A 22,440-nucleotide genomic window follows, 5' to 3' on the forward strand; every position below is an offset into this window, starting at 1 on the left:
GATGACGGATGCAGCCGCCGTTGATTTCGCGGAAGGCCCTACGCTCTGCGACCTGCCGGGATTGTAATTGTTTCAGGAGTTCCGCGGGGGTGTTTCACCCGGGGTGATGGTGACCCTTCTGCGCTGGAAGCGACTTGCGCGCCGGGTTGGGGGATGCGCGCGCACGCTTCTCAAGGGCTGGGCTTTTTCGCTTTCTGAGACGGGGCTCGCGAGCGGATTCCCGGAGTAGGCGGTGCTCGAAGGCCCTGTCCTCCCGCAGTGAACTGCAACGTTGACGCGGGGGCCCGCGCCCACTTCTATCGTCACCCGCACCTTGCAAGGGAGTTGGCGTGGCAGGTCTGACGGTCGAATTGACCCAGGAGAACTTCGAGCGTGTCACCCAGGGGCCTGGGGTGTGCGTGGTGGACTTCTGGGCGGAGTGGTGTGGCCCCTGCCGCGGCTTCGCGCCGACCTTCGAGGCCGCAGCGAAGCAGTTCCCGAACATCACCTTCGGCAAGCTCGACACGGAGGCGCAGGAGGAGGTGTCCGGCCGGATGGAGATTCGCTCCATTCCCACGCTGGTGGCCTTCAAGGATGGCGTCGAGGTCCGGCGTGTGTCGGGAGCGATGTCGGCCGCGGCGTTCGCGAGCTGGCTGGGCAAGCTGGACTCGGTGGACCTGGCCGTCGAGCAGCAGCGGGCCGTGAACCGGAAGCTGACGGAGGAGGGCAGGCCGCCGCCGGGTGTGCCGCCCGAAGCGGAATGGGATGACGGGGACCAGGAGTGGTGCTTCGGCGACACCGACGAGGACGGGGAGAAGCACGGCCCCTGGAAGTACTGGCGCGCCGACGGAACCCTCTGCAACGAGTGCAGCTTCGTCCACGGTAAGCCTCACGGGCCCTTCAAGCGCTTCCATGAGAGCGGCGAGGTGTCGCAGGACGGCGCCTTCGAGCAGGGCAAGCTTCATGGCCCGCGCACCTGGTACGCATCCGACCAGTTCACCACGGAGCGGATGCACGAGGACGGTGTCAGCGAGAAGGTTCGCAAGACGGTGATGCTCTACGCGCACGGCCGCGTGACGCAGGTGTTGCACTACAACGCCGCGGGTGAGCGCGTGGTGCCCTCCACGGGCGTGCCGTACCCCACGCGCCCCGCGAACCTGCCGGAGACTGCCGAGTACCGCGAAGACCAGGACCAGTGGGCGTCCGTGTCTCTCAACGCGGCGGGCGAGCGGCATGGCCTGTGCCGGTTCTGGGACCGGGAGGGACAGTTCCTCTGGGAGAGCGAGTTCCGCGAGGGCAGCCAACACGGGCGCTACCGCTCCCGCGCCGTGGACGCATACGCGGACCCTCGGGTTCGGTTCGATGAAGGGGAGATGGAGGACGGCTCCGCCTGCGGCACGTGGCGGCTGCTGGACGCGGAGGGCACGCCCGTCATCAGCCGGGATTTGGGCGTGGCCCAGGGCCCCGAGGCGCTGGATGGCTCGCCGGTGTTCTCGAACCTGCCGCGGAGTGCCACTGAGTGGCGTGCGTTCGCCGAGCAGGCGCGGGCGGACCGGCGGCACCGGGAGGCGCTGCTGGCCATGGCGCGGGCGAGCGCCATGTCACTGGATGTTGGACCGCTGAAGGCGTGGCTGGAAGCGCTCTCCTTGCCTCGCGCGGAGGCGAGCGCTCGCGAGCACGCCGAGCGGGTGGTGGACAGGGCGGGAGATGAGCGGGCGGCGCTGGCGGATGCGATGATTCGAGGCGCGGAGGGCGCCACCTTGCTCCGAGGCCTGGCGGTGCTTCACGACCAGCAGGACCGGCCCCGGGCGGCATTGGACTTCATCCTGGCCGCGATGCTGCTGGCGCCGGAGCGCTCGGCGTACCTGTTCACCCGGAGCCTCATCCTGGCGAACCTGGGGCTGGGCGAGCAGATGCAGAAGGACGCGGCGGCGTTGGTGCCGTCGGAGCCGGATTCGGGGAGTTTCCTGTCGGCTTACGGGCGGGTGTTGTTCCCACGCTTCGACTTCTGGCCGGGGCGGGAGTCTGCGCACTGCACGTTCGAGGAGGTGCCCGACGGGCCGGAGAAGGCGCTCGACGCGGTGCAGGTGGTGGTTCGCAAGTACGCCACGCGGCTCCAGTTGCTGCGCGCGGAGATTCTCTCCCGCTTCAAGCCCGGTGCGCACGTGCCCTGGCTGCCGCCCGATCTGTCGTCCCTGCTTCCGGACGGGCCCGTCGAACTGGAGCAGACAGAGGTCGAGGGGGAGGATGGCGATTCGGTGGTCATCGACGAGACGCTGTCCGTGAAGGGGATGGGGCTGCCGGCCCTGTCTCGCGTGGCTCGTGGGGACTGGAGCGCGCTGACCTGGCTCTTGTGGGCGAGCGGGGAGCAGTCGCTCCGGATGCCGGAGACGCTGGTGCCTCCGGCGGACTTCGGGCAGGCGGCGGGGCAGGCGACGCAGCGGCTGTGGCAGTGCCGTAACCGGCGGGCCCGTGGTGGGCTCGACCCGGATCTGCCAACGTTCGAATTCGAAGGGGTCGCCCTCCAGGAACTGCACCCCAACCTGGCAGGGATTGCCGAGGAGCAGTACGCGGAGACGCAGGCGATGTTCTTCTGGCTGACCGACGCGAACCACGTGTCGCCGTGGCAGGACAATCTGAGGGGGTAGTCATGAAGCGGATTCGTCAGACGATTGAGGTCTCCGAGCCCCTGTGGCGGGCGCTGGAGTTGATGAGCCGCGACATGGGCGTGGACCGGGATGCGCTGGTGGCGCAGGCCCTGTTTCAGCTCGCGCGCCAGAATGGCTACGTGGCCCCCACCGCGATTCCGCTGAGCGGGGAGCCGCAGGTGGCCGGTGGTGCCGTGACGGCCGCGCCGGGGGCGGAGCCCGTCGCCCAGGTGACGGGGGCTGTGCCGGCCGCGCCGGCCATTGCAATATTGGCGGCGCCGGGTGCTGAGTCCGTGGTCGAGGCGGCCGGTGCAATGACGGTGGCGCCGGGTGCTCTGCCCGTAGCCGAGACGGCTGCACCTGCGGCGGCGCATCCCTCTGTAGCGGCGACAGGCGTGGTTGCGCCTCCGGTTGTCGGCGCCGTGAAAACGGACGTGTCGCCCGCCGAGCCAGGGGCCGGTGCGCAGAAGACGGTGCCTGCCTCGGTGGATGGCCTGGGCGCGGCTGTGGCTGCTTCGGCCGTCGACACGTTCTCGGCAGACGACCCGGCGGAGGAGCCCGCGACGGAACCGCCTGGTGTCACGCCGGTGCCATTGGCCGTGGCACAGGTGAGCTCCACCGAGCTGGTACACGCGCGGATGCAGGAGATTCTCGCGGAGGTCGAGGCGTTCGTGCAGCCCTCGGAGGGGCTGGCCGCGGAAACGGATGACTCCGACGATGAGGATTCAGACGATGCCTCGGACGAGGATTTGGAAGACGGAGTGTTCGCTGACGATGCCTCGGCCGCGGAAGACGATGTAGCCGATGACGGTGCTTCGGACGCGGGCGTCGAAGACGGTGCGTCCGCTGAGGATGCCTCGGATGGCGATGTGTCCCATGCTGGCTCGGACGAGGAACCCTCGGGAGACTCAGACGAGTCGGAGCCCGGAGTTGCCGCGGACGATTCGGCCGATGACGCCGAGGCATCCGCGGGCAATGGCGTGAAGGGGGAGCTGTCCACTGACGACATTGCCGCGGAGCTCGCGGCGCTGGGCATCGTGGAGGACTCCACGGAGGCTGCTCAGGCGGAGGCCCCGGTCTCGACACCGATTGCGGCTCGTCCGCTGGTCGCGCGTCCAGTGCCGAAGGTGAGGCCTGCCGACGAAGCCGCGACGATTCTGGAGGACTCCTCGGCGGAGACCACCAACATCGTCAGCGCCCCGGCGCCGCTGGAGGTCTTCGTCCGGTGGGCGCAAGGCACGCCCGTGCCCGTCTCCACGGAGCGCTTCACGATTGGCCGGGGGCCTCGCTGCAACCTCGTCGTGAAGTCGGAGCGCGTCTCGCGCGAGCACGCCGTCGTGACGCGAGTGGGAGACGAGGTCTTCATCGAGGACCTCAACTCCTCGAACGGGACCTGGTTCAACAACGAGCGAATCACCCGGCATCAGGTCTCGGACGGTGACGAGTACATGCTCGGCACGGAGTCCGTGTCGTTCACCATGCGCTCACCAGGAGCCTGACTTGAGGATGAAAGGCAGGGCATGGGCTGCGGCCCGCTGCGAGGGTCCTCTGCGCGGGTCTGCCTCGAACGGCTTCCGGACGGCGAGCTTCTCCAGCCCTACTTCGAGTCCTGAGGGGCTTCAACGCGTACATCGCGAAAGACGTGTCCATGATTGGCCGCTCCATCGGAGGAGTCATTGCGCTCGTGTTCGTCGGTGGCTGCGTTGCGGCCGTTCTACGCCCCGTGGAACCGACGTACATAACGGCCGTTGGATTGCCGGATGGCGGTTCGTGCAGTGAGGACGTCGTCCCCCTTGACGTGGGGGCATGCTACTTCGATGAAACGAGGAGCAGCCCCGGCGAACGCCGCCAAAGTGGTCTGGTGCGCTGCGGCGAGATGATGACGGTGTGTGGTCGAGAGCGAGTCTGCGATTGCGCTCGAACGCAGGCGCTCTTCGCCTGAGGGCCCGACCGGACGATTCGGTTGCTGGCCGATGGCGGTATCGAACCCAGTTTCCCGATGAGCGCCGAGCAAGTGCCGTTGCCGCCGCTCGCTCCGGTTCAAGGGTAAGAACGAATTCGGCGGCTGCGAGTTCTCGATGTCTCCTCCGAGAATGGGGCGGTGCTTGAGCGGCGGGCTCAGCCCGTCTGGATCCCCCCACGAGGCCATTCAGATGGGGTTGGTGGTTCCCTATGGGGAGGAACGCCAGCTCTGTGGGGTCCGGTTGTCCTGCCGATGCAGCGAGTTCACGGAGCGGGAGTGACGGTCGAGATGCCGTGACCCGTCCAGACGCCTTCGCGAGCACCCACAGAACATCGATGGGCTCGTGGAGCCGGCTACTCCAGGAGCTGCATCAGGTCCGCACGCGTAATCGCCGTGGCGCCGGAGGCTCCGCCGAGCGCGGCCTCGAACAGCTCGCGCTTCTTCGCCTGCAGGGTGAGGATTTTCTCCTCCACCGTGCCCTGGGACACCAGCCGGTACACCATGACGGGGCGCTGCTGGCCAATGCGGTGCGCGCGGTCCGCGGCCTGGGCTTCCACGGAAGGGTTCCACCACGGGTCCACGAGGAAGACGTGGTCCGCCGCCGTGAGGTTGAGCCCCGTGGCGCCTGCCTTGAGCGAAATCAGCATCACCGGAGGGCCCTTCGGGTCCTGGAATGACGACGCCACCGCGCCGCGGTTGGCCGTACTCCCGTCCAGCCGGATGAACCCGATGCCCGCTTCCTGGAGCGCGGGCTCGATGAGGTCCAGCATGGACGTCCACTGCGAGAAGACGAGCGCCTTGTGCCCGTCCTCCACCGCCGTGCCCAGCGCCTCGACCAGGGCCTGAACCTTGGAAGAGGTTTTTGCCTGCTGGCCCGGCACGAGGGCGGGGTGGCATGCGGCCTGCCGGAGGCGAAGCAGGGCCTCCAGGGCCTTCAGCACGCTGCCGCCCGCTTCGAGCTGCGACACCACTTCCTCACGCGTCGCGGAGTAGACGGCGTCGTAGACAGCGCGCTCCCGCTCCGTGAGGGTGACATGGCGCACGGCGTCCGTACGGGGAGGCAGCTCCGGCGCCACGTCCCGCTTGAGCCTGCGCAGGATGAAGGGCCGGATGCGCGCGCGCAGCCGCTCCGCCGCGCCCTTGTGGTTGTCCGCCACGGGCCGCGCCCAGCGCTCCTCGAACTCCTTCCGTCCGCCGAGCAGGCCCTGGTTGGTGAAGTGCATCAGGCTCCAGAGCTCATCCAGCCGGTTCTCGATGGGCGTGCCACTCAGCGCCAGCTTGAAGTCCGCCTGCAAGCCATACGCGGCGCGCGCCACCTGGCTGTCCGGGTTCTTGATGGCCTGAGCCTCGTCCAGCACGACGGTGTTCCACTGCTTCGCGCCCAGCACCTCCGCGTCCAGCCGCATCAAGGCGTACGTCGTCAGCGTCACGTCGGCGGACTCATCCAGCGTGCGTCCGGGGCCGTGATACACGGAGACCTTCAGCGAGGGACGGAAGCGCTTCACCTCCGCCTCCCAGTTGGGCAGCACGCTCGTGGGCGCGACGACCAGCGTGCCCGGTCCCAGCGTGCAGATGGTCTGCAGCGTCTTGCCCAGGCCCATGTCGTCCGCGAGCACGCCGCCCAGCCCCGCCTGCCGCAGGAAGGTGAGCCAGCTCACACCCTGGAGCTGATACGGGCGGAGCGTCGCCGTGAGGTCTTCCGGCAGTTGCGGCTCGGGCAGCTTCTCGAAGCCCTTCACCAGGGGCGCGAGCCGCTCCAGGTCCGGCGGAGAGGGGTGCTCCAGCGCTTCACACAGGCTCGTGAGCTGGGGAATGGCGTGGTTGGCGAGTCGCCCATCCCGCCCCCGCGCGGCCAGCAGGTCCGCGACGCGCTGGCCGTGGGACTTCAGCCACTCCGCGGGCAGCGGCGCCCAGCCGCCGCCTTCCAGGGGCACGAGCCCGAGCCCTTCCTCCCACGCGCGGATGACCGCCGCCGCGTCCACGGAGCGGGGCGACTCCCGGTCCTCGCCCTCGACCTGGAAGTTGAAGGAGAAGCCCACGTGCGGGACGCCCGAGGTGGCCGCGCCCGAGTCCACCTGGAGCACGGGTCGGAGCTGCACGTTCGGGTTCGTCACCACGGCGGCCCCGTCGCCCGTGAGACCGCCGCGCCAGCGCCGCAGCTTGTCGGCGAGCTGGACGGCCTCCTTGCCCTGAACCGTCACGCGCCGGCCGGGCGCCATGTTCAGCTCGTCGCGGAGCTGGTGGATGAGCATCTGCTCGGCGGCCTCGTCGCGCACGGGGGCGGCGCCCTGCAGGTACACCATGCGCCCGCTGTCGATGCGGGCGGAGGGCGGGGAGCCATACACCAGCGTGGGCAGCACCGAGAGGCCCGTGTCGAGCTGGTTCAGCTCCAGGGAGATGCGCGGCTTCAGCGTGCGGTCGATGCGCGGCAGCCGCTGACTGCGCACATCCACTGGCATGCGGCGGGCGATGTCCGGCAGCACCTTGCCCGTCAGGTCCCCCATCTGGTGGGGCGCGAAGCTGCGCTCCTGCGGCAGCTTCTCCAGCCATGCCCCCGTGAGCGCCTGTTCGCCCAAGGGGCAGAGCGTGCCGCCGCACAGCGCGATGCCCGCGCTCACCACCTCGGTGACGCGCGGGTCCTTCGCCACCTTGAGCACCGTGTTCTCGCCGCGATCCTCCACGGTGACATGGGGCATGACGGGCTCGCTCGTCACCGAGACCAGGGCGCCGTCGAAGAGCACGGTGCGCGCCGGCTCCAGCGCGCGCAGGAGCGCGGCGAGCCGCTCGGGCGGGAGCGCGCCCCGGGTGGGCTTCATCAGGAGCTTGTCGGCGACCAGGTCGCACGGCTCCACCTGGATGCGCGCCGCTTCCACCGGGTTGGTCAGCAGCGATGCCAGGCTTCGCGCCAGCAGCCGCGCGGTGTTGTCCGGGCGTACCACGAGCCGCTCCAGCTGTAGGCCGCCGTCCACGCGCTTGAACCGGTACACCATGCGCTCCGGTTTCGGTGCCCCCCCCGCGGAAGCGCCGGGCCTGGCGACGGTGTTCGTTCCCGGGCGCGCGGCGGGAGCGGCCGTGCGCGGCGCGGGGGCTCGCCGCGTCGTCGACTGATGGAGGACCATCGCCGCCGCGACCACATGCTCGCAGGGGTCCACCCGGCCACGGCAGTCGCACTCCCAGATGGCTTCATCCAGGTAGAGCACCGTCTTGACGGGAGCGGGCCGGCCGGCGACGCGGACGCGCAGCACGGCCTCTTCCTCATCCACGGACTGCACCGAGACGGCGCCCGCGCGAGCGAGGCCCGCACCGGCAGACCAGGTGTCCGGGCGCGCTTCCTCCCGGACGGCATCGAGCAGCTCCGCGGTCGCAGACATACGAGGCCTGCTTCCCTATCCCCACGCGGCGTCACGCGCAACCCGCGCCGCGTCTCCGGAGGACCGCGAAGGAAGGGACGCGCCCCTTGCATTCAGGGCGCGGTCGTCGTCAGCGGAAAGTCCGCGCGCGCCCAGGCCACCTCGAAGGCCTCACGGGTGCGCGCGGCCTCATCCCGCCGTCCCTGGCCTTCGAGCGCCTGCGTCAGGCCGAAGAGGCCCCAGCCATTCTTCGGGTTGCGCCGGAGGTCCTCGCGGTAGACGGCCTCCGCCTCCGGGTAGCGTCCGGCGTCCAGCAGCGCGGCGCCCTGGTAGTGCCGCACCGGGTAGAACCAGTCCGCGGGCTCGGCGTAGGAGAGCTGGTCGGCGGCGGCGACGGCGTCCTTCCACAGTTCGTGCGCCTGGGGACTGCCCTCGGCCTGGGCGATGCGGGCCTTCAGGACGCGCACCGCCACGCCCAGCACGTCACGCGCGGTGTTGAGGTTCGCCGCCAGCGTCGGTGGCACCGTCTGGGCCAGTCGCTCCAGCTCCGCCAGCTCCGCGCGGGCCTGCGGAAGCTGGCCCGTGGCCGCCAGCGCCATGCCGTGCGCGTGGAGCCACAGGCCGGTTTGGACGGGGTACTTCGGGTCGGGCCGGGGTTCGGCGAGCAGGCCCTCCCAGTCTCCGAAGCGCACCATGGCGAAGAGCGGCTGCGCGGCGAAGAAGTCCATGCCGGGCATCGTCGCGAGCATCTCCGGAGGGAAGTGCTTCGCCGAGGCACGCGCGGCTTCCAGCGTCTCCTGTTTCCGTCCCTCCATCGACGCGGAGTAGGCGAGGAAGCCGAAGTTATGGGACGTGTACATCGGGTACACGTGGCTGCGGGGCTTCGCCTGCTTCACGTAGGCCAGGTCCGCCGCCGCGGCCCGCCGGTTGCTCTCGGACGCATCCGCGTACCGGCCCACGCGCTGATAGATGTGGGCAGGCATGTGCACGATGTGGCCCGCCTTGGGCGCCAGCTTGCCCAGCCGGTCCGCGGAGGGCTCCGCCTTCTCCGGGTGGCGTGAGGCCTCCACCGCGTGGATGTAGTAGTGGTTCGCCCCCAGGTGATTGGGGTCGCGGGCGAGCACCGACTCCAGGGTGGCGACAATCTGCTCCGTGCCAGGGGCCGGCTCGCCGTCGAGCGAATACAGCTTCCAGGGATTCCGGTCCATCAGGGCCTCGGCGTGGAGCGTCTGCACGTCCAGGTCGTCCGGGAAGCGCGCGGCCACGTCCGCCATGGCGCCCGCGTAGGCCTCGTTGAAGGGCGCCATCTTCTCGGGGGGCAACCCCTGGGGTCCGGGATAGCGCTTCTCGAGTGCCCCGATGAGGGCTTGCTCCACCGGCGCCGCGCGGGGGGCGAGCTGGCGGGCGCGCTGGAGCGCCTCCCAGGCGGCGGGCGCATTTTCCGCCAGCATCGGCAGGTTGTAGTTGGGCCCCAGGACCAGGGCGACGCCCCAGAAGCACATGGCGCAGGTGGGGTCCAGCTGCGCGGCCCGGGCGAACGAGCGGGCGGCCTCGTCGTGGTTGAAGCCATACGTCAGCCGCAGGCCCTGGTTGAAGTAGGCCTGGGCCTCGGGCGACGCGGTGGTGACCTTGCGCTCCTGCGTCCCCAGGCCGTCCAGCAGGACGGCGCCCTCCGCCAGGCCGTCCAGCGTGGGGGCCGAGTGCTCCGCCGCGGAGGCAGACGCGCCGGCAAGCGCCAGGGTCATCATCAAGACAAGGGGCAGGGGAGCACGCATGGGGGACCTCCGCGCGGATGTGCTCCCCCTGAAGCTGGGGACGCGGAGCGGCTCCGCCCATGGGGCGCGGGCGCCCGGTGTCCGCGCCTCGCGCGCTGGCATGCCGCGTTGCTCGCTCGAAGTGATGCTTGGCGAGCACATTGTTTATCCGCCGCCAATGAGGGTTGGGAACGAGGGCGCGGTGTAGTAGATTGCCGCCCGGCTGAGACTCGCTGCAGGACTGTGAGCGTCAGCTCCTGACCACTCATGACCGAAAGGTGTTCGAGGGTCCCGCCCAAGGGCTGGATTCCTCGCCGCGCCGCTTTTCCAAGACTGCTTCCGGGCCGCCCCCAGGGAGACACCCGCCGTGCCTCACGACACCACGCTCATTGCCACCATCGCTGTTGGACTCGGACTGGCCTTCGTCGGCGGGTTCGTTGCTCGATGGCTGAAGCTGCCACCTTTGGTGGGCTATCTATTGGCGGGCGTGGCCGTGGGGCCGTTCACTCCGGGCTTCGTCGCGGATGGGGGGCTGGCCGGTCAGCTGGCGGAGATTGGCGTCATCCTGCTGATGTTCGGCGTGGGGATTCACTTTTCCATCAAGGACCTGCTCGCCGTGCGCAACATCGCGGTGCCGGGCGCCATCGTGCAGATTGCGGCCGCCACGGTGATGGGGACCGTGGTGGCGTCCTGGTGGGGCTGGAGTCTCGGGGCGGGACTCGTGTTCGGCCTCGCGTTGTCGACGGCCAGCACCGTGGTGCTGCTGCGCGCGCTGGAGGAGCGGGGCATCCTGGACTCGGTGAATGGCCGCATCGCCGTGGGCTGGCTGATTGTCGAGGACCTGGCGATGGTGCTCGCCCTGGTCCTCCTTCCCGCGCTGGGCAGCGTCTTCGGGAGCACGGAGGCGCCGGAGTCCGCGGCTGTTTCTGGTAGCAGCCTCATGTGGACGCTGGCCGTCACCCTGGGGAAGGTCTGCCTCTTCGTGGCGCTGATGGTGGTCGCCGGCAAGCGCCTGGTGCCGTGGCTGCTGTCACAGGCGGCCAAGACGAACTCGCGCGAGCTGTTCACGCTGTCGGTGCTGGCGGTGGCGTTGGGCATCGCGTTCGGGGCCGCCGCGCTCTTCGGCGTCTCGTTCGCGCTGGGGGCCTTCTTCGCGGGCGTGGTGGTGAGTGAGTCGGACCTCAGCCACCGCGTGGCGGAGGACTCGCTGCCGCTCCAGGATGCGTTCGCGGTGCTGTTCTTCGTGTCCGTCGGCATGCTCTTCGACCCGATGGTGCTGGTGCGGCAGCCGCTCCAGGTCCTGGCCGTCCTGGCCATCATCGTCCTGGGGAAGTCGCTGGCCGCCTTCTTCATCGTGCTGATGTTCCGCTACCCGGTGAACACCGCGCTCACCGTGTCCGCGAGCCTGGCGCAGATTGGGGAGTTCTCGTTCATCCTGGTGGGGCTGGGCGTCGCGCTCGGACTGCTTCCGAAGGACGGACAGAGCCTGGTGCTGTGCGGCGCGCTGCTGTCCATCACCCTCAATCCGTTGGTTTTCAAGGCAATCGACCCGCTGCTGGGGTGGCTGCGTCGTAACCCCAGGTTCGCCACCCGCATGGACCCCGAGGAGGACGAGCTGTCCGACCTGCCGATTGGCATGGGCGAGGTGGAGCTGCGCGAGCACGCGGTGCTGATTGGTTATGGGCGCGTGGGCGGGGTGATTGGCCAGAGCCTGACCGAGCGGAAGATTCCCTTCGTGGTGGTGGAGCAGAACCGCGAGTACGTGGAGCGGCTCCGGGAGGAGGGGGTGCCCGCCATCTACGGGGATGCGGCGGTGCCCGGCATCCTGGAGCACGCGCGTCTCGACACGGCGTCCATTCTCATCGTCGCCACGCCGGACGCGCTGCAGGCCCGCGAAATCGTGGAGCAGGTGAAGGGCGTGAACCCCTCCCTTCCCGCGGTGGTCCGGACGCACGGCGACGAGGAGCGGGCCTACCTCGAGTCGCTGGGCGTGGACCGGGTTGTCATCGGGGAGCACGCGCTGGCGCGTAGCATGGTGGACTACGTCCTGGAGCGACTGTCCGCGCTGAAGGCGGGGCCCGTGGTGCCGACACCGGCGGATGCCCTGGTGCCTTGAGGCATTCCAGGCCTGGCGCCGTAGGGGGGCAGGAAACCGAGAAAGATGGGAGCGCTCCTCCCGGGAATGACCTGCCGCGCAGCGTCGGCTGTTGCCCGCCGGCTGTTGTTGACAGCGCGTGTGGGCTGCCTTCACCATCTGTTCCATGGTGAACAAGCTATGTGGGGTATCGGCTGCGAGGAGCATTCTCGCGGCCTTGGTCCTGGTCCTTTCCGCCTGCGGCGACGGTGACGAGCCATCGCCGGTCGATTCGGGGACGTTGCCGGATGCATCTGTTCCCTCGGATTCCGGTACGGAGGATGGAGGCCTTGTCGAGGACGCGGGGACGGAGCCTGATTCCGGCACGGCGCTGGACTCGGGCACGGATGTCGACGCGGGCTCCGAGCCGGATTCAGGCACGGACCCCGACGCGGGCTCGGCGGCTGACGCAGGTTCCAGCGCCTGCGGCGACGGGGTGGTGCAGGCGCCCGAGTCGTGTGACGACGGCAACACGGAGGGCGGTGACGGCTGCTCGGCGACCTGCGGCGACATCGAACCCGGATGGACTTGCCCGACTGCGGGCGGGCTCTGCGCCGCGGCCATGTGTGGCGATGGCCTCATCGCGGGCACCGAGGAGTGCGAAGACGGGAACGCCGCCAATGGTGATGGCTGCAATTCCTCATGCCGACTCGAGGAGGGCTGGCACTGCCCCACGGTGGGCGAGCATTGCGTGCGCACCGTCTGTGGTGATGGCGAGGTCCAGGGCACCGAGCAGTGCGACGACGGCAACACCCACTTTGGTGACGGGTGTCTACCCGACTGCCGCCGCGAGCCGCGTTGCCGCGATGGTCTCTGCGAGGACGTGTGCGGCGACGGGGTGATTCTGCCGGGCAGCACCGAGGCGTGCGACGACGGCAACCTCCGTGCGAATGATGGCTGCTCGCCGCAGTGCACGCTCGAGCCTGGCTTTGCCTGCGTGCTTGTCGAAGACGCGCCGTCCCAGCAGATATCCCTCCCCATCGTCTACCGGGACTTCCGAGGGGACGACCTGCCGGCCACGTCCAGTCTTCCGCGGGGGCACATCGACTTCCAGAACAAGAATGGCGCGGAGCGGGGCATCGTCCAGAGCACGCTGGGCAGCGACGGGAAGCCGGTCTACGCGAAGGAGGGACAGCCCTCTCTGACGACCCACGGACGGGCTGCGTTCGACCAGTGGTATCGCGATGTCCCGGGGGTGAACCAGACCATGGTCTCGTCCCTGACGCTGACGCGTATGGCCAGTGGGGCCTACCGGTTCGATGACCCGAGCTTCTTCCCGCTGGACGGGCTGGGGTGGGTCGCCGAGGGGGTAGAGCCGACCCGCCAGGGCACCGACTCGGCACCCCACAACTTCCACTTCACCAGCGAGACGCGCTCCTGGTTCGAATACAAGGGAACGGAAGTGCTTTCGTTCCTCGGCGATGATGACGTGTGGGTGTTCATCAACGGCCGGCTCGCGTTGGACCTGGGGGGCGTTCATGCCGCCGAGCCGGGGTCCGTCACGCTCTCCACCCGGGCCCAGGAACTGGGGCTGGTCCCTGGCAGAGTCTACGAGGTCGCCCTCTTCCAGGCGGAGCGCCACACGGCGGGCTCTTCCTACCAGCTCACGCTCAGCAGCTTCGGCACGCGCCGGACCGAGTGCGTCGCGCTCTGCGGCAATGGCGTCATCGACCTGGGCGAGGCGTGCGACGACGGCGTGAACAACAACGGGGCCTACGGCGGGTGCACCCGCACATGCCAGCTGGCGCCCCGTTGTGGCGACACCGTGGTCCAGGAGCATGAAGGGGAGGAGTGCGACGACGGCAACACCACCAGCCGCGACGGGTGCAGCGAGACCTGCAGGCTGGAGCTGCCCTGAGTCGTGACACGACAAGGCCGAGGCGCAAGGAGCGCCTCGGCCCGTGAGGCTCACCGCCGCGTCCGGCCAGTCGTGGGCGCGGCGGTCGGGACTACATGTTGCGCCGGTACTGCCCGCCCACCTCGTACAGCGCGCGGGAGAGCTGGCCGAGCGTGCAGACCTTACAGGCGTCCATCAGCGCGGCGAAGATGTTGCCATTGTCGAGCGCCGCGCGACGCACGGCCTCCAGCGCCTTGGGCGCCGTCTCCGCGTTCCGCTTCCAGAAGGCGTCACGCGAGGCGATGGCGTAGTCCTTCTCCTCCGTCGTGGCGCGGATGACCTCGGGCGGCGTCACCGTCGGCGAGCCCTTGGGGTCCAGGAAGGTATTCACGCCGATGATGGGCAGCGTCCCATCGTGCTTCAGCGTCTCGTAGTAGAGCGACTCTTCCTGAATCTTGGAGCGCTGGTACATGCGCTCCATGGCGCCCAGCACGCCGCCGCGCTCGGAGATGGCGCGGAACTCCGCCAGCACCGCCGCCTCCACCAGGTCGGTCAGCTCCTCGATGATGAACGAGCCCTGGTTGGGGTTCTCGTTCTTGGAGAGGCCGAACTCCTTGTTGATGACCAGCTGGATGGCGAGCGCGCGGCGCACGCTCTCCTCGGTGGGCGTGGTGATGGCCTCGTCGTAGGCGTTGGTGTGGAGTGAGTTGCAGTTGTCGTTGAGCGCGAGCAGCGCCTGCAACGTGGTCCGGATGTCGTTGAAGGCAATCTCCTGCGCGTGCAGGCTCCGGCCGGACGTCTGGATGTGGTACTTCAGCTTCTGCGAGCGGTCATTGCCGCCGTACTTGTCCCGGATGGCCTTGGCCCAGATGCGGCGCGCCACGCGGCCGAGCACCGTGTACTCGGGGTCCATCCCGTTCGAGAAGAAGAACGAGAGGTTGGGCGCGAAGTCGTCGATGTGCATGCCCCGCGACAGGTAGTACTCGACGAAGGTGAAGCCGTTGGCCAGCGTGAAGGCGAGCTGGGAGATGGGGTTCGCTCCGGCCTCCGCGATGTGGTAGCCGGAAATCGACACCGAGTAGAAGTTCCGGACCTTCTGGTCGATGAAGTACTGCTGGATGTCGCCCATCACCCGCAGGGCGAACTCCGTGGAGAAGATGCAGGTGTTCTGCGCCTGGTCCTCCTTCAGGATGTCCGCCTGCACGGTGCCGCGCACCGCCTGGAGCGTCTTCGCGCGGATGCGCTCGTAGACGTCGCGCGGGAGCACCTCGTCGCCGGAGACGCCCAGGAGCAGCAGCCCCAGGCCGTCATTGCCCTGCGGCAGCTCGCCCTGGTAGCGGGGCCGTGGCAGGCCGCGCTCCTGGTAGAGGGCGTCAATCTTCTTCTCGACCTCCTCGACCTTGCCGTTCTCGCGAATCCACTTCTCGCACTGCTGGTCCACCGCGGCGTTGAGGAAGAAGCCGAGCAGCATCGGCGCGGGGCCGTTGATGGTCATGGACACCGAGGTGGACGGGTCCGCCAGGTCGAAGCCGGAGTAGAGCTTCTTCGCGTCGTCCACGTTGGCGATGGACACGCCCGAGTTGCCCACCTTGCCGTAGATGTCCGGCCGGTGGTCGGGGTCCTCGCCGTACAACGTCACCGAGTCGAACGCGGTGGACAGGCGCTTGGCGGGCAGGCCGCGCGACACGTAGTGGAAGCGCTTGTTGGTGCGCTCCGGGCCGCCCTCGCCGGCGAACATGCGCGCCGGGTCCTCGCCCTCGCGCTTGAGCGGGAAGACGCCGGCGGTGAAGGGGAAGGCGCCCGGGGCGTTCTCCCGCAGCAGCCAGGTGAGGATGTCACCCCAGTCCTCGTAGCGGGGGAGGGCAATCTTGGGGACGCGCAGGTGCGACAGCGTCTCCGTGTAGAGGTCCAGCTCGATGACGCGGTCGCGCACCTGGAACTGGTACTTGGAGGCGGCGTAGCGGCGCTTCGTCGCGGGCCACTCGGCCAGCAGCCGCCGGCAGTCCGCGTGGAGCCGGGACTCCAGATCCTTGTACAGCTCCACCAGCTCGGTGAGATAGGCGGGCTCGCCCTCGACGCGCTCGGTGACCTGCACCGTGTCCGAGGCGTCCTTGGGCTCGACGATCTCCAGGCGCTTCTTGCCCACGTTGTTGCGCAGCGCCTCGATGGTGCCGTGGAGCTGGTACATGCGCCGGGCGATGGCCGCCTGGGCCCTCACGAAGGCGTCGTAGGACTCGCAGGTCTCCACGATTTCCGCCAGGTAGCGCGTGCGCTCGGGCGGGATGATCCACTTCTTCTCGCTCATCCCCGGCGTGAGCTCGAAGCTGGACTTCAGCGGCGCGCCCGTCTTGGAGGAGAGGGTATCCATGATGGCCCGGTAGAGCTGGTTCATCCCCGGGTCGTTGAACTGGGAGGCGATGGTGCCGTACACGGGCACGGCGTCATCGGGCGTGGAGAAGGCGTTGTGGTTGCGCTTCCACTGCTTGCGCACGTCGCGCAGCGCGTCCAGCGAGCCTCGCTTGTCGAACTTGTTGATGGCGATGACGTCCGCGAAGTCGAGCATGTCGATCTTCTCGAGCTGCGTCGCCGCGCCGTACTCGGCCGTCATCACGTAGAGCGCCACGTCCGAGTGCTCGGTGATTTCGGTGTCGGACTGGCCGATGCCGGAGGTCTCCACCACGATGAGGTCGAAGCCCGCGGCCTTGCAGATTTCGATGGAGTCGCCCACGTGCTTGGACAGGGCGAGGTTGCTCTGGCGGGTGGCCATCGAGCGCATGTACACGCGCGGGTTGTCGATGGCGTTCATCCGGATGCGGTCGCCGAGCAGCGCGCCGCCGGACTTGCGCTTGGACGGGTCCACGGAGAGCACGGCGAGCGTCTTGTCCGGGAAGTCCGCCAGGAAGCGCCGCACCAGCTCGTCCACGAGGCTGGACTTGCCCGCGCCGCCGGTGCCGGTGATGCCCAGCACGGGCACGCGCGGCCCCTTGGCCTGGATGTGCGACATGGCCTCGCGCAGGGCGGGGCCCTGGTCCGCGAAGTTCTCCGCGATGGTGATGAGCGGGGCAATCCGCGCGGGCTCGCGCAGCGAGGGCGCGTCGAGCAGGGGGGCGAAGTCGGCGGGCCGCTTCTCGAAGTCGCACTGGGAGATGAGGTCGTCAATCATCCCCTGCAGGCCCATGGCCCGGCCGTCGTCCGGCGAGTAGATGCGCGTGACGCCGTAGCGGTGGAGCTCTTCAATCTCCGAGGGGAGGATGGTGCCCCCGCCGCCGCCGAAGACCTTGATGTTGGCCTTCCGCTCGCGCAGCAGGTCAATCATGTACTTGAAGAACTCGACGTGACCGCCCTGGTAGGACGTGATGGCGATGCCCTGCACGTCCTCCTGGATGGCGCAGTCGACAATCTCCGCCACCGAGCGGTTGTGCCCCAGGTGGATGATTTCCGCGCCCGAGGCCTGCATGAGGCGGCGCATCACGTTGATGGCGGCGTCATGCCCGTCGAACAGGGAGGCGGCCGTCACGATGCGGACGTGGAAACGGGGCTTGTAAGGCTGAGGGATGGGAGTCTGCTGGACGTTTCGCACGGCGCGTACAGTAAGAGCGCCGTGAAGACCGAGGCAAGGGATTGGAGCGTGACTGACCGCTCCACGACGCGGCCTGTCAGGCCCTCGTTTCGGGGAGGAACGCGCCCAGCACGCGCAGTGCGGCCGAGGTGGGCGTGACGCGGCCTTCTCGCACGTCTGCCTCCAGCGTGGGTACCAGCGCGGACACCTCGGGGTGCGCACGCAAGGCCGCCCGGAGGCCGTCCTGCACCATGGTCCACATCCACTGCACCTGCTGCGCCTTGCGGCGGCGCTGCAGCGCGCCAGACGCGTCAGCGCGGCCCAGCTGCGTCTCCAGGGATGTCCACAGCTTCTCGATGCCGCTGCCCTCCAGGGCGCTGCACGTGGTGACCTCCGGCTCGGCGCCCGGACGCATCAGGTGCAACGCGGCGCGCAGCTCCGAGCGGGCCCGCTCCGCGCGCGGCTTGTTGTCGCCATCCGCCTTGTTGATGGCGAGCATGTCCGCCACCTCGAGGATGCCGCGCTTGATGCCCTGCAGCTCGTCCCCCGCGCCCGCCAGCATGAGCACCAGGTAGAAGTCCACCAGGTCGGCGACCACGGTCTCCGACTGGCCCACGCCCACCGTCTCCACCAGCACCACGTCGAAGCCCGCCGCTTCGCAGAGCAGCAGCGTCTCGCGCGTCTTGCGCGCCACGCCGCCCAGCGTGCCGCTGGAGGGGCTGGGCCGGATGTAGGCGGCGGACTCGCGCGACAGCCGCGCCATGCGCGTCTTGTCGCCCAGGATGCTGCCGCCGGACACGGTGCTGGACGGGTCGATGGCCAGCACCGCCACGCGCTTGCCCGCGTTCACCAGGTGCATGCCCAGCGCGTCGATGAAGGTGCTCTTGCCCACACCGGGCACGCCGCTGATGCCCACGCGCCGGCTGCCACCCGTGTGGGGGAGCAGCCGCGTGAGGACTTCCTGGGCCAGCGCGGCATGGCGCGGGTGCTCGCTCTCCACCAGGGTGATGGCGCGCGCGAGCATGGCCCGGTCGCCCGCGCGCACGCCGTCCACATACGCGTCCGCGGGCAGCAGCTTCACGCCTCTTCCTCCAGCGACGCGGCCAGCTTGTCGAGCAGCTCGATGGCCGCCTTGGAGATGACCGTGCCGGGGCCGAAGATGGCCGCGGCGCCCGCGGCGCGCAGGGCGTCGTAGTCCTGCGCGGGGATGACGCCGCCCACGACGACCATGATGTCCTCGCGGCCCAGCGCCTTGAGCGCCTCCTTGAGCTGCGGCACCAGCGTCAGGTGGCCGGCGGCGAGCGAGCTGGCGCCGACGACGTGCACGTCGTTCTCCACCGCCTGCCGCGCGGACTCCTCGGGCGTCTGGAACAGGGGGCCGATGTCCACGTCGAAGCCCAGGTCCGCGAACGCGGTGGCGATGACCTTCTGGCCGCGGTCGTGCCCGTCCTGGCCCATCTTCGCGATGAGGATGCGCGGCCGGCGTCCGAAGCGCGCCAGGAACGCGTCCGCCTTCGCGCGCGCCTCGGTGATGCCCTGGGCGTCCTTGCCCGCCTCGCTGGAGTACACACCCGTCACGCTGCGCACCGTGGCCTCGTAGCGCCCGAAGACCTTCTCGAGTGCGTCGCTGATTTCGCCCACCGTCGCCTTGGCGCGGGCCGCGTCGATGGCCAGCGCCAGCAGGTTGCCCTCGCCGCGACGGCCCGCCTCGGTGAGCGCGTGCAGCTTGCGGCGGACCTCGTCCGCGTTGCGCTCGGCGCGCAGCTCTCGCAGGCGCGCAATCTGGGCCTCGCGCACCGCGGAGTTGTCCACCTTGAGAATCTCGATGGAGTCCTCGCGCTCGGGCGGGTACTTGTTCACGCCGATGATGGCCTGGCGGCCCGAGTCGATGCGCGCCTGGGTGCGCGCCGCCGCCTCCTCGATGCGCAGCTTGGGCAGGCCGGCCTCGATGGCCTTCGTCATGCCGCCCAGCGCCTCCACCTCCTGGATGTGGGCCCAGGCCTTCCGGGCCAGCTCGTGGGTGAGGCGCTCCACGTAGTAGCTGCCGCCCCACGGGTCGATGACGCGCGTGGTGCCGCTCTCCAGCTGGAGGTAGAGCTGGGTGTTGCGGGCGATGCGCGCGCTGAAGTCGGTGGGCAGCGCGATGGCCTCGTCGAGCGAGTTGGTGTGCAGGCTCTGCGTGTGGCCCTGGGTTGCGGCCATGGCCTCCACGCAGGTGCGAACGACGTTGTTGAAGACGTCCTGCGCGGTGAGGCTCCAGCCGGAGGTCTGGCTGTGCGTGCGCAGCGCCAGGCTCTTGTCCGTCTTCGGGGAGAAGCCCTTGATGAGCTTCGCCCAGAGCAGCCGGGCGGCGCGCATCTTGGCCACTTCCATGAAGAAGTTCATGCCAATGGCCCAGAAGAAGGACAGGCGCGGCGCGAAGGCGTCCACGCCCAGCCCCGCCGCGAGCCCGGCGCGCACGTACTCCACGCCATCCGCCAGCGTGTAGCCCAGCTCCAGGTCCTGCGTCGCCCCGGCCTCCTGCATGTGGTAGCCGCTGATGCTGATGCTGTTGAAGCGCGGCATCTTCTCCGCCGTGAAGCGGAAGATGTCGCCGATGATGCGCATCGAGGGGCCGGGCGGGTAGATGTACGTGTTGCGGACCATGAACTCCTTGAGGATGTCGTTCTGGATGGTCCCGCTGAGCTGCTCGGGGCGCACGCCCTGCTCCTCGGCGGCGACGACGTAGAGCGCCAGCACCGGGAGCACCGCCCCGTTCATCGTCATGGACACGCTCATCTGGTCGAGCGGAATCCGGTCGAACAGGATGCGCATGTCCTTGATGGAGTCGATGGCCACGCCCGCCATGCCCACGTCACCCGCCACGCGGGGATGGTCGCTGTCGTAGCCCCGGTGCGTCGCGAGGTCGAACGCGATGGACAGGCCCTTCTGACCGGCCGCGAGGTTGCGGCGGTAGAAGGCGTTGGAGGCCTCGGCCGTGGAGAAGCCGGCGTACTGGCGCACCGTCCACGGCTGCTGCACGTACATGGTGGAGTAGGGGCCGCGCACGAAGGGCGGCAGGCCCGGCAGCGAGCCCAGGTGCTCCACGCCCTCCAGGTCCTCGGGCGTGTACACCGGCTTGACGGGGATGCCCTCGGGCGTGTCCCAGCGCTCGGCGTTGCGCGCGGCCTCGGCGGCCTGGCGGCGCTGCGCGTCCAGCGCGGGCGCGGCGGCGTGCGTTTCGGGGGCGTCGAAGTCGATGCCCGAGAAGTCCGGTACCTGGGTGCGCATCAGGCCACTCCGAGCTGCTGGTGCAGCGAGGACAGGAGCGCGAACAGGTCCGCTCCCGCGTAGAGGAAGAGGTCCACGCCCGCCGCGCGGAAGGCGGCCTCGTGGTCACCGGGACGGCCCGCCACGGCCACCGCCCGCGCGCCCTTCGCCTTCAGCGCAGCGGTGAGCGCCGGCACCCATTCGGGGTAGAGGGCGTCCGGCCCGGAGATGACGGCGAGCGGCGCGCCGGAGGCGGCGAAGCGCTCCGCCGCGTCCGCGATGTCCGCGAAGCCGTGCGCATCCACCGGCTCGATGCCGCCGGCCGCGAGGACGTTGGCGGTCCACGTGGAGCGCGTGGTGTGCTCGGCCACCGTGCCCAGGCTGGCCAGGAAGGCGCGGGGACGCGCGCCGGTCGCGGCGAGGTGACGGTCGCTCGCGTCGCGCAGGGACTCGAAGGCCTCCGCCACCCGCACCGGACGCAGGGGCAGGGGGCCGCTGGCCGGCGCTGCGTCGGACGGCGCGGGACGCGGCTCGCGGGACACGGGGGCTTCGCCCAGGTGGGGGAACTCGCTCACGCCGACAATGGGCAGCTTGCGGGTGCGCACGGCCTTGTCTCGCGCCGCGCGCGTCTCCGAGAGGCCCCGCGCCACGTCGCCCTCCGTCAGCGCCCTGGCCATGCCGCCAAGCGCCTCGATGCGCCGCAGCTCGGCCCACGCCGCGCGGGCGATGTCCTGGGTGAGCTGCTCCAGGTAGTAGCTGCCGCCCGCGGGGTCGGCGACGCGGTTGAGGCTCGACTCGTCGCGCAGGATGAGCTGCGTGTTGCGCGCCAGCCGGCGGGCGGACGCGTCGGGCGTGCCCAGGGCCTCGTCGAAGGGGGAGGTGCTGATGCTGTCCGCGCCACCGACGACGGCGGCGAAGGACTCCGCGGTGGCGCGGAGGATGTTCACCCACGGGTCGCGCTGCGTCTTCGTGGTGCTCGCGGTGCGCGCGTGCAGCGCCATGGCCTGGGCTTCGGGCGAGCCGCCACACGCCGCCACGGCCTTGGCCCACAAGAGCCGCGCCGCGCGCAGCCGGGCAATCTCCGGGAAGAACTGTCCACCCACGGACATCGCGAACTGGATGGAGCGCGCCGCGACGTCGGGGGACACGCCCGCGCGCTCCAGGCCGCGCAGGTACTCCACGCCGGTGGCGATGGCCCAGGCCAGCTCGTGCACCGACGTGGCGCCCGCGTCCGCGTAGGCGCGCGTGGACACCAGCAGCACCCGGAGGCCGGGCGAGGCTTCACGCAGCGAGGTGACCAGGGGCGCGGCCTGGGTCAGCGTCGCGTCCAGGCCCGCGGGCAGCGCGCCCGTGCGAGCGAGGATGCCGAGCGGGTCCACGCCGAGGCTGCCCTTCAGCGCCGCGCGGGCGACCCCCGTCTGCTCCGCGACGTGGAGCAGGTGGTTCGCGGCGGTGAGCGGGTCGGACTCGGGCTCCAGGTGGACCGGCGTCGTGTCCAGCGGCGCATGGGCGAGCAGCCGCCGCAGCGCCTGGGCATCCGGCACGCGGATGCCGCGCGTGTCGCCGAGGAGGAGCCACACGCCCCAGGCGCCCCGTTCGAGGTCCGTGCGGATGGCCTCGGCGGCCTGCGTCACGTCCGGCTCGCTGTACTCCTGGCACACCACCCACCCACCCTCGGTGAGGCCCAGGGCCTGGGTGCCGCGCACATAGGGCGCCACGCCAGGAGGCTCAGGCGGTGCGGCGGCGTCCTGCTGCGTGTACAGCGGCTGGAGCGACAGCCCGCCTTCCAGCTGTGACTGGAGCGCGGAGAAGGGCTTGCCCTTCAGGTCCTTGTCCACGAGCCGGCGCCAGTCCTCCACCGACGGGGCCGGGAACTCCGAGGCGATATGGAGAGGCTCTTGAGCCATGCTGCGTCCTCGCGGGATGGGAATGGCACCGACCCATAGGCGCAATGGACCGGCGGGGCA

Annotated in this window: 10 protein-coding genes; 4 read left to right on the forward strand and 6 right to left on the reverse strand. The window is 69.8% G+C overall.

The features are described 5' to 3' along the window. Positions 1–329: 329 nt before the first annotated feature. Positions 330–2,627 (forward strand): thioredoxin domain-containing protein, encoded by a 2,298-nt coding sequence (locus VZL07_RS26095; RefSeq protein WP_426750405.1) that lies wholly within the window; start codon positions 330–332, stop codon positions 2,625–2,627. A 2-nt stretch (positions 2,628–2,629) separates the two neighbouring features. After that, a complete protein-coding gene (locus tag VZL07_RS26100) occupies positions 2,630–4,126 on the forward strand; it encodes an FHA domain-containing protein (protein WP_426750406.1) in 1,497 nt (498 codons plus the stop codon). An 817-nt stretch (positions 4,127–4,943) separates the two neighbouring features. Here VZL07_RS26100 and VZL07_RS26105 read toward each other — a convergent pair. Continuing rightward, a complete protein-coding gene (locus VZL07_RS26105) occupies positions 4,944–7,961 on the reverse strand; it encodes a DEAD/DEAH box helicase (protein WP_426750408.1) in 3,018 nt (1,005 codons plus the stop codon). A 92-nt stretch (positions 7,962–8,053) separates the two neighbouring features. Beyond that, complete coding sequence (locus tag VZL07_RS26110; protein WP_426750409.1) at positions 8,054–9,715, reverse strand: hypothetical protein; 1,662 nt, start codon at positions 9,713–9,715, stop codon at positions 8,054–8,056. Positions 9,716–10,061: 346 nt separating this feature from the next. Here VZL07_RS26110 and ybaL point away from each other — a divergent pair, with 346 nt between their 5' ends. Next, positions 10,062–11,810, forward strand: a complete 1,749-nt coding sequence (ybaL, locus tag VZL07_RS26115) for a YbaL family putative K(+) efflux transporter (RefSeq protein ID WP_426750411.1) — start codon at positions 10,062–10,064, stop codon at positions 11,808–11,810. 145 nt (positions 11,811–11,955) lie between these two features. Beyond that, positions 11,956–13,686: a DUF4215 domain-containing protein gene (locus VZL07_RS26120; RefSeq protein ID WP_426750412.1), complete on the forward strand. Its 1,731-nt coding sequence runs from the start codon at positions 11,956–11,958 to the stop codon at positions 13,684–13,686. A 91-nt stretch (positions 13,687–13,777) separates the two neighbouring features. On the opposite strand, the gene VZL07_RS26125 is transcribed toward VZL07_RS26120, so the two are convergent. The 4 genes from VZL07_RS26125 to VZL07_RS26140 form a co-directional block, all read right to left on the reverse strand. Beyond that, positions 13,778–17,245: a methylmalonyl-CoA mutase family protein gene (locus VZL07_RS26125; protein ID WP_426750413.1), complete on the reverse strand. Its 3,468-nt coding sequence runs from the start codon at positions 17,243–17,245 to the stop codon at positions 13,778–13,780. Positions 17,246–17,321: 76 nt separating this feature from the next. Further along, positions 17,322–18,305, reverse strand: a complete 984-nt coding sequence (gene meaB, locus VZL07_RS26130; protein ID WP_426750414.1) for a methylmalonyl Co-A mutase-associated GTPase MeaB — start codon at positions 18,303–18,305, stop codon at positions 17,322–17,324. Further along, positions 18,302–20,494, reverse strand: coding sequence for a methylmalonyl-CoA mutase (scpA, locus tag VZL07_RS26135; protein WP_426750416.1), 2,193 nt, complete (start codon positions 20,492–20,494; stop codon positions 18,302–18,304). The genes meaB and scpA overlap by 4 nt, the downstream gene beginning before the upstream one ends. Then, complete coding sequence (locus VZL07_RS26140; protein ID WP_426750417.1) at positions 20,494–22,380, reverse strand: methylmalonyl-CoA mutase family protein; 1,887 nt, start codon at positions 22,378–22,380, stop codon at positions 20,494–20,496. Before VZL07_RS26140 ends, scpA begins: the two co-directional genes overlap by 1 nt. Between the last annotated feature and the right edge of the window lie 60 nt (positions 22,381–22,440).

This window comes from Pseudomyxococcus flavus, from assembly GCF_050038885.1.
GTDB lineage: Bacteria > Myxococcota > Myxococcia > Myxococcales > Myxococcaceae > Myxococcus > Myxococcus flavus.